This window comes from uncultured Campylobacter sp., assembly GCF_937997405.1.
Lineage (GTDB): Bacteria > Campylobacterota > Campylobacteria > Campylobacterales > Campylobacteraceae > Campylobacter_B.
Window position 1 is genome coordinate 1 of record NZ_CALKTL010000058.1, and the last position, 12,653, is coordinate 12,653.

The 12,653-nt window shown below is 49.2% G+C and carries 13 protein-coding genes and 1 pseudogene; 12 read left to right on the forward strand and 2 right to left on the reverse strand.

Annotated features, from left to right (window positions below; all coding sequences use genetic code 11):
- Positions 1-232: 232 nt before the first annotated feature.
- Positions 233-1,615: an FAD-linked oxidase C-terminal domain-containing protein gene (locus Q0372_RS02885; RefSeq protein WP_298102313.1), complete on the reverse strand. Its 1,383-nt coding sequence runs from the start codon at positions 1,613-1,615 to the stop codon at positions 233-235.
- Positions 1,608-2,336 carry a plasminogen-binding N-terminal domain-containing protein gene (locus Q0372_RS02890; RefSeq protein WP_297881461.1) on the reverse strand — a complete coding sequence of 243 codons (729 nt, stop codon included), beginning with the start codon at positions 2,334-2,336 and terminating at the stop codon, positions 1,608-1,610. Before Q0372_RS02890 ends, Q0372_RS02885 begins: the two co-directional genes overlap by 8 nt.
- A 138-nt stretch (positions 2,337-2,474) precedes the next feature.
- Here Q0372_RS02890 and Q0372_RS02895 point away from each other — a divergent pair, with 138 nt between their 5' ends.
- The 12 genes and pseudogenes from Q0372_RS02895 to Q0372_RS02950 all read left to right on the forward strand — a co-directional run.
- Positions 2,475-3,644, forward strand: coding sequence for a peptidoglycan DD-metalloendopeptidase family protein (locus tag Q0372_RS02895; protein ID WP_298102318.1), 1,170 nt, complete (start codon positions 2,475-2,477; stop codon positions 3,642-3,644).
- A gap of 8 nt (positions 3,645-3,652) precedes the next feature.
- On the forward strand, positions 3,653-5,032 hold the full coding sequence (mgtE, locus tag Q0372_RS02900) for a magnesium transporter (protein WP_298102321.1): 1,380 nt from the start codon (positions 3,653-3,655) through the stop codon (positions 5,030-5,032).
- The gene (locus Q0372_RS02905) at positions 5,017-5,604 is read left to right on the forward strand and encodes an NUDIX hydrolase (protein ID WP_298102324.1); all 588 of its coding nucleotides are present in this window, start codon (positions 5,017-5,019) and stop codon (positions 5,602-5,604) included. The genes mgtE and Q0372_RS02905 overlap by 16 nt, the downstream gene beginning before the upstream one ends.
- A gap of 67 nt (positions 5,605-5,671) precedes the next feature.
- The gene (locus Q0372_RS02910) at positions 5,672-6,718 is read left to right on the forward strand and encodes an alpha/beta fold hydrolase (RefSeq protein ID WP_298102328.1); all 1,047 of its coding nucleotides are present in this window, start codon (positions 5,672-5,674) and stop codon (positions 6,716-6,718) included.
- 251 nt (positions 6,719-6,969) lie between these two features.
- Positions 6,970-7,140: a hypothetical protein gene (locus Q0372_RS02915; protein WP_298102331.1), complete on the forward strand. Its 171-nt coding sequence runs from the start codon at positions 6,970-6,972 to the stop codon at positions 7,138-7,140.
- Positions 7,141-7,279: 139 nt separating this feature from the next.
- Complete coding sequence (locus Q0372_RS02920) at positions 7,280-7,897, forward strand: TRIC cation channel family protein (RefSeq protein WP_298102334.1); 618 nt, start codon at positions 7,280-7,282, stop codon at positions 7,895-7,897.
- The gene (locus Q0372_RS02925; protein WP_298102338.1) at positions 7,894-9,063 is read left to right on the forward strand and encodes an aspartate aminotransferase family protein; all 1,170 of its coding nucleotides are present in this window, start codon (positions 7,894-7,896) and stop codon (positions 9,061-9,063) included. Before Q0372_RS02920 ends, Q0372_RS02925 begins: the two co-directional genes overlap by 4 nt.
- A complete protein-coding gene (locus Q0372_RS02930; protein WP_298102341.1) occupies positions 9,060-10,151 on the forward strand; it encodes an SAM-dependent methyltransferase in 1,092 nt (363 codons plus the stop codon). The genes Q0372_RS02925 and Q0372_RS02930 overlap by 4 nt, the downstream gene beginning before the upstream one ends.
- Complete coding sequence (locus Q0372_RS02935; protein WP_298102344.1) at positions 10,151-10,477, forward strand: hypothetical protein; 327 nt, start codon at positions 10,151-10,153, stop codon at positions 10,475-10,477. The genes Q0372_RS02930 and Q0372_RS02935 overlap by 1 nt, the downstream gene beginning before the upstream one ends.
- Positions 10,470-10,823 (forward strand): annotated as a pseudogene (locus Q0372_RS02940) (RsmD family RNA methyltransferase); the annotation flags it as partial. The gene Q0372_RS02935 and the pseudogene Q0372_RS02940, both read left to right, overlap by 8 nt.
- A 192-nt stretch (positions 10,824-11,015) precedes the next feature.
- On the forward strand, positions 11,016-11,903 hold the full coding sequence (locus tag Q0372_RS02945; protein WP_298102351.1) for an RsmD family RNA methyltransferase: 888 nt from the start codon (positions 11,016-11,018) through the stop codon (positions 11,901-11,903).
- Positions 11,900-12,653, forward strand: a 754-nt coding sequence (locus tag Q0372_RS02950) for a TIGR02757 family protein (RefSeq protein WP_298102348.1), incomplete at its 3' end; no start/stop codon positions are given. The genes Q0372_RS02945 and Q0372_RS02950, both read left to right, overlap by 4 nt.

The following is a 12,653-nucleotide window of genomic DNA, read 5'->3' on the forward strand; positions in this document are numbered from 1 at the left end:
AGTGGATGGAATCTATCAATAAACAAGTAAAATTATTCATCGCAAAGCAAGCAAAATCGATCTATAAATGGGTAGATCAAGCTTAAAACTAACTCGAATTAGCCTGTAAATAAGCTAAATTGCAAGCGAGATAAATTTTAAGCAGGCATATTGTAAGAAAGTAGAATTTTAGATGGGATAAGCAGGGTAAATCGATTTCAAATCACCGTAGAAGTTGGATGACGATCCTAATTTAAAGCCCCATTTTTCCGGGATTTAAGATACCCTTTGGATCGAACGCCCTTTTGATCGCGCGAAATAGCTCCATCTCTGCTGCACTAAAGGCTAACGGCATAAATTCTGCTTTGCTTAGCCCGATGCCGTGCTCGCCGCTGAGCGTACCGCCGAGATCAACTGTAGCTTTGAAAATCTCAGCAATCGCGTCATGTCCGCGTCGCACTTGAGCTTCATCTTTTTTGTCGGCGACCATGACGTTGGTGTGGACGTTGCCATCGCCCGTGTGCCCGAAGCAGGGCACGCGCATGCCGTATTTATCGCCGATGCACGCGATACGGCGCAGTAGCTCGGGCAGCTGCGAGCGCGGGACAGTGATGTCCTCGTTTAGCTTAAGCGTGCCGTAGATATTGATCGCCTGCGAGCAGTTGCGCCTCGCAAACCAAATGCCCGCACGCTCCTCTTCGCTTTCTGCGACGCGAAAGTCGCTCGCGCCGTTTTGAACAAAAATTTCTTTTATGAGCGCGAGCTCCTCCAAAAGCATTGCTTCTAAATTGCCGTCTGTTTCGCAGATCAAAATCGCGCCCGCGCCCTTCGGCAAGCCTTTATGAAATTTCTCCTCGACCGCGGCTATGCACAGCGCGTCTAAAAATTCCATCGCCACGGGCGTGATACCGGCTGCCATTGTCTTATACACGGCATTCATTGCTGCATCTACGCTAGGAAAAACGCCCATCGCGGTCTTTTTAAGCTTTGGCATTGAGATGAGCTTGAGTGTGATTTCGGTGATGATGGCAAGCGCACCTTCGCTTGCGATTAAAATTCCTGCCACGTTGAAGCCTGCGACATCTTTGATAGTGCGTTTGCCCGCTCGGATCACCTCGCCGTTAGGCAGTACCGCACGCAATGCCATTACGTAGTCTTTGGTGATGCCGTATTTCGCGGCGCGCATACCGCCGGAGTTTTCGGCGACATTGCCTCCTAGCGTGGAATAATCCTGGCTTGCGGGATCGGGCGGATAAAAAAGCCCGCGCGCTGCGGCTGCTTTTTGCAGATCGATATTTATGCAGCCGGGTTGGACTACGGCGAGTAGATTTTGCATGTCGATTTCTAGAATTTTATTCATATGCTTTTCAAATGCCAAAATCACTCCGCCGTTTGCGGCTAAAGATCCACCAGTAAAACCGCTACCTGCGCCTCTTGGAACTACAGGGATTAAATTTTCGTTGCAGAATTTTAAAATTTGACTGACATCGTCCTCACTTCGCGGGAAAAGCACGCCGTCCGGCAGACAGCGCCTTTTTGTCGCGTCGTAGCAGTATGCCGTGCGATGAGCCTCGTCAAAATAGGCATTATCCGCGCCTAATAGATTTGTAAAAAACGCTCGCGCGGCGCTATTCATCGCCGTCTAAGCCCAGCAAATAGCGGTAGTGTTTGTCGTAATCGCTGATCGGGCCGTTAGTAAAGTCCCAAATGACGGTCTTTATCTCGCCCACGCGTGAGTAAAATGGCAGCTGATAATAAGCCACGCTGCCGCTAGCAAACGTACGCAAAGGCTTGAAACTACCGCAGTCGGCAAATACGCCTTGTTTATCCATCGCGATAAAAATCAGTCCGGCGCTGTTTTGCGCGCAAATTTTACGAAAATCGTCACGGCTGGGATTTGGCTTGTGGTTGTAGCTAAGATAGGCGCCGCCAAGATCTGGGTGGATAAAATTTATATTCGGAAAAGCCTTGATAACCTGCTCGTAAATTTCAGCGTTAGGTGCGACGATTATGGCGCGGTCATAGAGGAAATTTAAGATCACTTTATCGCCGCTTGAGGGTAAAATTTTAGGCAGCGGCAGCGCCTCTTGAGCTAACATATCAAAAACCTCAAATCGCACCTTTGCCTTGCCTGCGCTTTTTTGCGTCACGACTGCGCGCGCGATGATGGAGCTCGCGCCGCTACCGAAATTATGCATCACAACTCCGCTGCTACCTACGGCAATCGTAGGGCTATCTGTGATCTCGCCCGAACCATCCGTTACGCTAAGTAGGGCGGTTTCGTATCGCGGCATGTTAAATTCCGCCCCTATCGCCGCGCTTAAAAATAGACCTAAAATAAGTAAAGCTTTTTTCAAAATTCTGCTCCTGAATAAAATTTCGGCTAATTATACATAAAACTTTGAAATTAGCGATAAAATTCCGCGGTATTTACGAAATATAAGCGTTTTTTCGTTACAATCCCGCCTTAAAATAATATTTCAAAGCGGTTTTATATGACTAGAATTTTTATATTGCTTTTTCTGTGGATAGGCGTAGTTTTTGCGAACAACCCCAGCGTAGAGAAGTTTGCCTGGCCCGATGGCGTAAGTCTGCTGCAATTTATGGAAACTGCGGGCATTCCCGCGTCTGTATATTATGACCTGGATAAAGAGGATCAGGAGCTTGCCGCCGAGGTACGAGCTGGCGTGGAGTGTCAAATTTTGCGTGATCCAGCAGGTCGCGTCTCCCAGCTGCTAATCCCCGTCAGTGAGGAGCTTCAGATCCACATGTACCGCGATAAATTCGGCACTTTTAGATTCGTTTATACTCCGATAGTTTATGAGGAAAACAGCTACTCTTTAGGAATTCAGATCGAAAGCTCGCCCTATCAAGATATCATCAAAGCTACGGGCAATGCGGCTTTAGCGAATGAGTTTATGCTTGTTTTTAAAAACGAGGTAAATTTTAAAAAGCTGCAAAAGGGCGATCGGCTCGTGATCCTGTATGAGCAAAAGACGCGCCTTGGCAAACCTTTTGGCGGAGTAAATATCACCGCAGGAATGATCGAGGAAAATAAAAAGCCCAAATCGCTATATTTTTTCGACGATAAATACTACGACCGAAGCGGTAAAAAGGTCGAATCTTTTCTACTAATCACGCCGCTTGTTTATACTAGAATTTCATCGTATTTTACCCCTAAAAGATTTCATCCAATTTTAAAGCGATATCGTGCACATCTGGGTGTGGATTATGCAGCCCCCAAAGGCACTAGGGTAAATGCAGCAGGAGCGGGCAAGATTAGCTTCGTAGGGCGTAAAAACGGCTACGGCAATACCGTTGAAATCAACCACGGCGGCGGCATTAGCACGCTTTATGCACATCTTAGTGGCTTTGCTAGCGGCACAAAAGCAGGCGTTAGTGTCAAGCAAGGTCAGTTAATCGCCTACGTAGGCTCGACCGGGCTTAGTTCGGGACCGCATCTGCACTTCGGACTTTATAAAAATAAGCAGGCGATAGATCCGCTTAAGGTAGTCAAGATTGAAAAAACTAACGTCATAAGCGCCGAAGAACTTAAATTTAAAGCTCTCGTCAAAGATATGGACGCCAGAATGGCTGCGGCTAAAGACGGCTCGAAAAACCCTGCTAAATTTGAAAACTACGAGTCGCTTATCACGATAAATTAAGGCCAAAAATGGAAAATAAAGAGCAGCTGGACGACGTCGAGGAAGCCAAAGCGCTTCTTGATGCGCATCTAGGCGATACGCTTGAGCATGAGCTGAGTGCCGCCGATCTTACGGAGCATTTAAAAACTCTAAAGAAGCACGACGAAGAAAAATACGTAGAATTCTTAAAAAAGCTAGATCCTGAGGATCTTGCCGATGCTGCGCTTGAGATGCCCGAGCATATGCTCGAAGACGTCATCGAAACTCTACCTCACGAAAAGATCGTCAAAGCGATCGAGGAGCTAGAAAGTGACGATCAGGCGGAGCTTTTGCAAAACATCGGCGAAATCGACGAGGACAAGGCCGAGCAGATTTTCTATGGGCTTGACGAGGACGATCGCCACGATATTCTTACTATCTCCAAATATAGCGAAGATGAGGCGGGCGCGTATATGCAGACCGAGGTCTTTAGCGCCAGGCAGGATCAGACCCTGGGGCAGGCGGTTGAGATGCTGCGCATTATGCGCGAAAAGGACGAGATCGAGAATGTCTTTCAGCTCTTCGTGCTCGATAAAAAGGGGCATCTGCTTACTACCTTTTCGACGTCCGATCTGATTTTATACGATTTTTCGCTCACGCTGGAGCAAATTTCACAAAAATTCGGCGCCGAAAATAAAATCCACTTCGCTACCGATACCGACAAGATCGACGACGTGATCAAGGACTTTGAGGAATTCGACCTTAACGTCATCCCCGTTGTAGATGCTAACGGCATACTCATCGGGCGTATCACCGCCGACGATATCCACGATCTCATCCAAGAGCGCGCTACCGAGCAAATTTATAACCTCGCGGGCGTTGATGACGAAGCCGAAGACGATGAGACGACGATCTTTAAGGCGGGTCGTGCGCGCGCCTTGTGGCTAGCGGTAAATTTATGCACGGCTATCGTAAGCTCCACGATCATCGGGCTTTTCGACGCCACTATCGAAAAGCTGGTCGCGCTCGCCGTGCTTATGCCAATAGTCGCCTCCATGGGCGGCAACACCGGCACGCAGGCGCTTACCGTAACCGTGCGCCGCTTAGCCCTGGGCGAGATAGCGTTTAAAGACAAAAAGCAGGTTCTCTTTCGCGAGATCACGATCGCTTTTATAAATGGCCTCATTTTTGCGACGCTAATGGGGTTTGTGGCGTATTTTTGGTTCGGCATTAAGCTTTTGGGGCTAGTGATTGCGATGTCGATGGTGCTAAATTTAACGCTCGCGGGGCTTTTCGGCGCCGTCATTCCGATCACGCTTAAAAAATTAAATATCGATCCCGCCGTCGGCAGCTCCGTGCTGCTTACCACGGTTACGGATATCGTGGGATTTTTTAGCTTTTTAGGACTTGCGACGTGGATACTACTATAAAAAATTTTAAAATTTCCGAGCTTAAAAGCTCGAATTTCGTTAAACCCTTTCGCTTAAATTTTGAAATGGACGGCGTGGCGCGTGCGTGGGACTGCGTAAAGGTGCACGATAGCGTCTCGATTTTGCTTTATCATACGCAGCGCGACGCGCTTTTGCTCGTCAAGCAGTTTCGCCCCAGCGTGTGGTTTTATCAAGAGGAAAATTTAATAAATTCGCCCAAAAAGGGCTACACCTATGAGCTTTGCGCTGGCATTTTAGATAAGGGCATCAGCGAGGAGCAAACGGCGATCGAAGAGGTGCTCGAGGAGACGGGATATGCCGTGAAGGATTTGAAATTTATCACGAGCTACTACAGCGCCCTGGGCTTTGCGGCGAACCGTCAAATTTTATACTTCGCGTGTATCGACGAATCGATGAAGCTAAGTCGCGGCGGCGGCGTGGACGGCGAGAATATCGAGCTTTTCTACCTGCCTGCGGCTAAGGCGCGGGAGTTTATGTTTGACGAGAAGATCGTGCGCGCACCGGGGCTGATCTTAGCATTTCAATGGTTTTTGAGCGAGTTTAAAGCTTAGCGGCGAGACGGAATTTCACGTGCCGTTGCGCATTTTTGCGCCTCGGCTTTAAATTTAAAGGACGGCGATGAGGGTTTTACTTAGGCTGTGCGTTATCGCGGCGTGTGTTTATGTCTGCGTGCTAGCGGGACTTTATATCTTTCAGGAGCGGCTGATATTTTTGGGCGAGCCGCTGGATAAAAATTTTAAATTTAGCTTTGAAAATTCCGAATTTGCAGGACTTGTAAACGTTCCCGAGAACGGCGAGCATTTAGAGGCATTGATGTCCGCTACGCAAAATGGCGCGGCGATAAATGGCGTCGCGGACGAAAACGCTTCTGTGGAGGGTGGCGTAAAAGAAAACGGCGCCGCAGCGGGTGAGATCAAAAGTGAAAGCGCTCAAACTAGCGGCGAGCGCGTCGGCGAAAATACCGCTCAGGACGTCGCATTGGGCAATAACACAAACTCCGCTGCGATAAAATTTCAAGAGATCAATATCCCGTTTGAGGGCGGGTCGATAAACGGGCTGAAATTTAGCGCGGCAGAGCCCAAAGGCGCGATTTTGTTCTTTCATGGCAACTTCGGCGACGTGAGCGGCTGGGGTGCATACGGCGCGGATTTTACGGCTTTGGGATACGATTTTTATATTTTCGATTACCCAGGCTACGGCAAATCGGACGGCAAAATTTCATCGCAGCAGCAGCTTTTTGCGAGTGCGGATGCGATGAGCCGCTACGTTTTGGCGCAGCATCCGCCAAGAAAGCTCGCGATGATCGGCTACTCGATCGGAAGCGGCATCGCAGCACAGCAGGCTGCGAAGTGGGATGCGGCGCGGCTGATTTTGCTCGCGCCCTATTTTAGCTTCGAGCGGCTAGCGCACGAAAAGATCCCCTTTGTGCCTAAATTTTTGATCCGCTACAAGATTCCGACCGCGGAATTTCTGCAAGCGGCGCGCAGCACGCAGATCACGCTCATCCACGGCGCCGCCGACGAGCTGATACCGGTGCATCACTGCCGCGATCTTGCGGGATCTCTTAAGGCGGGCGATCTATTTTATGAAATACCAAACGCGCGGCATAACGGACTGCTGGCAATGCCCGGTATTTGGGAAATTTTAAAAGAAAGACTGCAATAATCTAGCAGCGGGAGCTCGGCGTAAAATTCTACGCAGAATCGACCGCTAAATTTTAAAATTTTACGTAGAATTCTGCTCGGATTAGGTCTTCGTAAAATCGCATGAAATTTTGTAGTGGCAAAACACGGCGCAAAAAACGAGGGCGCAATTTCAAATCAAAATTTACGCGCCGTTAGCTGCAAATATAGAGCCCGTCTTGTTGGCGCTAAATTATTTCTAGTGCGCACGTGCCGTAAATTTAAAGCTAAAATTTGCGCCCGATTACGACGCTATGTATTTTAGCCGCGATAAAATTCTGTGAAATTTTATCTCCGCAGCCGTTTATAAATTTCAAGTCTAAATTTTATATTTACGCCCTGACGACGCCGTATTTTAGCCGCGCAAAATTCTGCCATATGAAATTCTATCTCGTAGAATTTTAATTCGCCGCGCTCAAATTTTATCCGCCGCTCTGAAATTTATACCGCAGCGTCTAAATTTATCCAGCCCGCTGCGCTTTACCGAAATTTATATTTAGTTGTTGTAAAATGCGTTTTTAAAAGGATTTTAGCGGTTTGTGATATGAGTATTTTAGAGCTTACGGAGTGCGTAGGCATCGCTTCGGCGGCGCTTAGCGGGTTTTTATTCGGCGTAAAGAAGGGCTGTGATTGGCTTGGGATCTTTATCGCGGCGTTTTTGACGGCGCTTGGCGGTGGGATCATGCGCGACACCTTGGTAAGCCGCGAGATCTACTCGTTCACGCACTACGCGCCCGTAACCATCGTGCTTGCGGTAAGCGCCGTAGCCATTTTTGCCAAACTTTACGAGAACCGCGATTTGGAGGGTAAATTTTTATTTATTCTAACCGATGCGATCGACGTCGTAAGCTTTTCGATCGTAGGGGCGATGGTTGCGCTAAGCTACAATCATAACGTTTTCGGCGTGGTGCTGATCGCGTTTTGCAACGGCGTGGGCGGCGGCATCTTGCGCGACGTGCTGCTGAACGAAGTGCCGTGGTTTTTGCATACGGGGCTTTATGGCACGATAAGCATGGGCGTGGGCTTAATATATTTCGTGCTTGATGGATTGGGGCTTAGCGGCGCCTTTTCGGTAATTATTTTGCTGGTTTTGGGGGTTGCGTTTCGCATGGTGGCTTATTACAAATCTTGGCATCTGCCTAAAGTGGAGTACAAACAATGAACTATTTGATGGATAATTTCGCGCGCGTAAACGTGGCGCTGGTAAGAGGCGAGGGCTCGGTAGTCTATGACGAAGCGGGCAAGGACTACGTGGATTTCGGCGCGGGCATCGGCGTAAACTGCCTGGGGCACGCAAACGAGATTGTGCTGGAAGCGATCGGTACGCAAGCCGCGCAGATCATCCACGGCTCGAATATCTATAGAATTCTGCCTCAAGAAGCCCTGGCCCAAAAGATTAGCGAGCTTTTGGGGTATCGCAGCTACGCCGTGTTTTGCAACTCTGGCGCGGAGGCGAACGAAGCGGCGATCAAAATGGCGCGCAAATACGGCACCATAAATTTCCCTAATAAGAAATTTGAAATTCTAACTCTGCGAAATTCATTCCACGGCCGCACGTTAGCTACGCTACAAGCTACCGGGCAGGAGAAATTTCATCCCGAAATTTTTGCGCCCTATATGCCAGGATTTAAATTTTTCGACGATATCGAGGATATCATCGCGCATATCGATGAAAACAGCGTCGCCGTGATGATCGAGCTCGTTCAGGGCGAGGGAGGTATCAAGCCTCTGGATAAGGCGAGCGTGCAAAGGCTGGCGGCGGTTTTGAAAGAGAAAAAGCTGCTTTTGATCACCGACGAGGTGCAGTGCGGCGTATATCGCACGGGCGAGTTTGCGACGTCGCAAATTTACGGCATCCGTCCCGACATCATCACCTTTGCCAAAGGGCTTGCGGGCGGCGTGCCGATCGGCGCGTGCGTGGCGCAGCAAAACATTTTCGCTCCGGGCGAGCACGGCAGCACCTTCGGCGGTAACTTTTTGGCTACCTCTACGGCGCTTGCGGTGCTTTCGCAGCTAGAGTTTTTAAAAGCGAGCGGCAAGCTTGATAAGACCATAAAAAGATTTATCAAAAAACTGGACGGGCTCGCCGCAGACTATCCTAGCCTGATCGAAAAACGCGTGGGGCTCGGTCTGATGCAAGGCCTCGTGCTGCGCGATGAAAGAAATTTGGGTGAGATCTTTAACAAAGCCCTGCAAAACGGACTTTTGATCCTAAAATCCGGCAAGCGCACCCTTAGATTTTTGCCTGCGCTAAATATCAAAAAACCGGAGATCAAAGAGGGTTTTGCGCGCCTACGCAAGAGCCTGGACGAGATAGTGCGGGCGTGAAATTTAGCGATTTTTTCGAGGGCTGGCTAAACGAGAGCTACTACGCAAATGCCGCCAAAATCGGCAAGAGCGGCGATTTTTACACCGCCGTAAGCGTAGGAAGCTTTTTTGGGATCTGCATCGCGCGCGAAATTTTACGCCTAAGCGCGGATTTTTGCGCGACGCAAGAGTTAAGCTTAGACGCGGCGGCGAGTACAAATGCATCGCGGCAAAACCTTGCGGTGAGCGAGCTAAATTTAGACGCTGCACCTGCAAAAAAGCCGCAAAAGAGCGCCAAAATCGCTATCGTAGAGATCGGCTCGCACGACGGGCGGCTGCTTTGCGACATAGCGCAAGCTATCTTTACGCTGGGCGGTGCGGCGGCGCTTGATAAATTTAGCTTTGCGATTATCGAGCCGCACGAGCGCCTGCGCGAGCTACAGCGGGCGAGCTTTGCAGAGAGCTTCGGCGACGAGATCGCGCTAAAGCATTTCACAAGCGCGCATGAGGCGAAATTTAAAGATGCGATCTTTGTGGCGAACGAGCTTTTCGACGCCTTTAAATGCGAGGCGGTGGACGGCGAAAATATGCTTTTTATAGAGAGCGGCACGGCAAAATTTGCCCCCATAAAAGAAGGTGAAATTTTGACCATCACGCGCAGATTCGGCATATCGCGCGGCGAAATCCCGGTCGGATACTTTCGCTTCGCCCGCGAAATTTGCGCCAGCGCGCAGCGGTTTTATTTCATAGCCTTCGATTACGGGCAGATGGGCGCTAGCGGCGATTTTAGTCTGCGGATCTACCGAAACCACGAGGTTTTTAGCTTCTTTGAGGTGCAGAACTTGAGCGATTTTTACGGCAAGAGCGATCTTACTTACGACGTAAATTTTGAAATTTTGCGTGCTGCGTTTGAGGATGCGGGCGCGGCGGCGACGGATTTTAAAAGACAGATTGCGGCTTTGATGGACTTCGGCGCGGTCCAGCTTTTAGAGCTTTTTATGCAAAAAAGCGGCGAGAAGGGCTATCATAACGCGCTTTTGCAGTTCAATCACCTGCGCGCTGAGTTTGGCGAAAAATTTAAGATGATAAAATTTAAAAAGGGGCTTTGATGAAAGCTTTTATCGATTGCGACTGCGAAATTTTGCAAAAGACGCTGGAGCTGTTTTTGAAGGACTGCGCTACAAGTGCGCAGGATTGCGACTTCGTGATAAGCGATGAGCCGCAAAGCTCGGCAAAACCGCTATTTTTAATCGGCGAGGACGGAGATTTGACGCTCCCATTTTCAAAGAATACTTTGCTATCAAAGCTGGAGGATTTTCAAGGTTCGCTAAAGCAGGATTTTAGCGGATACGATGCGGCGGAGGAGGAAATTTGCGCTCTATTTGATGAGTTTAAGGAAAAAATCATCGAAATTTTAAGAAGGCAAAATGGCTAAATTTTCTAAACCCGACGGCACGCTCTTTACACAAATTTCAAGCGGTATTTATAGGGGTAAAAAGCTCGCTCTGCCCGCGCTTTCGAGCACGCGTAGCACGAAAAGCATCGTAAAGGGCTCGTTTTTCGATACTTGGCGGGCGGAGTTGCGCGGCGCGGCGTTTATCGAGTGCTTCGGCGGTAGCGGCGCGATGGCGCTTGAAGCGTTAAGCAACGGCGCAAAAAACGTTTACGCGATCGAACAGGACGCTGCCGCGCATAAGATAATGCGGAAAAATTTCGAGCTTTTCGGGCTCGGCGCAAATGCGATTTTGGGCGATTGCTTCGAACGACTACCTGAAATTTTGCACGAGCTGCAAGCGAATATGAACGGACGCTCGGGCGTAAATTCGCCAAATTTAAGCGGCAAAAATTTCAAAAACCATGCCGACGACGGCGCCTGCTACGAAAATTTAGACGGCGAAAAAGAGGGCCGTCGCAAAAGCTTTAGCGGCGTAGAGCAGGGCGAGGACGGATACCGCGCCGAGCAAAACGTTGGAATGGAAGGCGGCACGCAAAGCGACATAAAAAATTTAGCTAAATACGGCACGGGAAGCAGTGTGCTTGGCAGCGCGCAAAATGGCGCGCAGGGTGGCACAAATGCTGATTGCGCAGGCGAGGGTTTTGGCGGTTGTGCCCAGATTGGCGATTATGCGGGCGCTTCTAGTATAAAATATCGTGTGAATTCGTTAGCCACGGACGCCGCGAGCTTTGGCGAAAAGGTTGACAATAACTGCGCTTCTCAATACGACGCGAGCGGCACCGAGACCGCTAATCGTAGCGTAAATTTAAGCTCAAAATGCGGCAAGAGCTCTAATTTTGACGCAAATCGCGGTGCGGGCTTAGGTGCGAGCTGCGAAGAGAAAGAAATCTTAAATTTAGGCGAGAATTTTGCCACTAGCTACGGAGAAAATTTACATTCAAACGTAAATTTTGCCTATGATTTAAGAAAAAATTCTACTGAGAATTCTAGTGGCAATTTTGGCGTTAGCTGCGGAGGAAATTCGCGCCCAAACGTAAATTTAACCCGCGGTTCAAGAAAAAATTTCTCCGCCAACTCCCGTGAAAATTTAACCTGCGGTTTAGGCGAATACTTTGCCGTAAATTCTAGCGAAAGCCATACTGCAAATTCCATAGAAAATTCCATCTCCGATCCCGCGCGCAGAGTGTTTGTCTATCTGGACCCGCCGTTTGCGATCAGGCAGGGTTTTGGCGGGATTTATGAGCGGGTGTTGGCGCTGATAGCGCGCTTGGGCTCCGCGCAGTGCGAGCTGCTAATCGCGATCGAGCATATGAGCGAGCTTGAGCTGCCGCCTAAAATCGGCGATTTCGCGCTGCTTAAATCGCGCAAATTCGGCGCCACGACGATGAGTTACTACGCAAAATGAAAAGCTTAAAGCAAATTTTAGATTACTACGCCGATTTGAAAAATTGCGACGCAGATCTTTTCGGCGCGCCAGATCCGCTGCAGGTCGCAAAGGGACATCGAAACGACGTCGCGGCGCTTATCTGCGCGCTGTTTGCTTACGGGAGCGCGGCTCAAATTTTAAAATTCCTCCGCTCGCTTGATTTTTCGCTTTTGGACGCGAGCGATGAGCACATTAGAGCGGAGCTTGCGAGCAAAAAATATAGATTTCAAAGCCCGCGCGACGTCGCTGAAATTTTTATAACTTTAAAGCGGCTTAAAAATAGCCTTAGCATCGAAGAGAGCGTGCTTTGCGGTATGCAAAAAAACGGACGGATCGAAGACGGAATAAATTTTTTAATCGGCGAGATTTACAAATTAAATCCCTACCGCAGCCCGGGATATGAGTTTTTTTTCGGGCGCGGCTTTGCGCAAAAGCCCACGTCGCCGTATAAGCGCTACAATCTTTTCCTGCGCTGGGCGGTGCGTGACAGCGACATCGATCTGGGGCTGTACAAAAAGATCGAAAAATCGCGCCTCCTCATCCCGCTCGATACCCATACGCACAAAGTTTCGCTTAAGCTTGGGCTGATCGATCGCAAGAGTTACGATTTTGAGGCGGTTTTGCAGCTTACGCAAAGCTTAAGACGCTTCGATCCGAGCGACCCCATCAAATATGACTTCGCGCTGTATCGCCTCGGACAGAGCGGCGAGATAGATAAAATTTTACCTT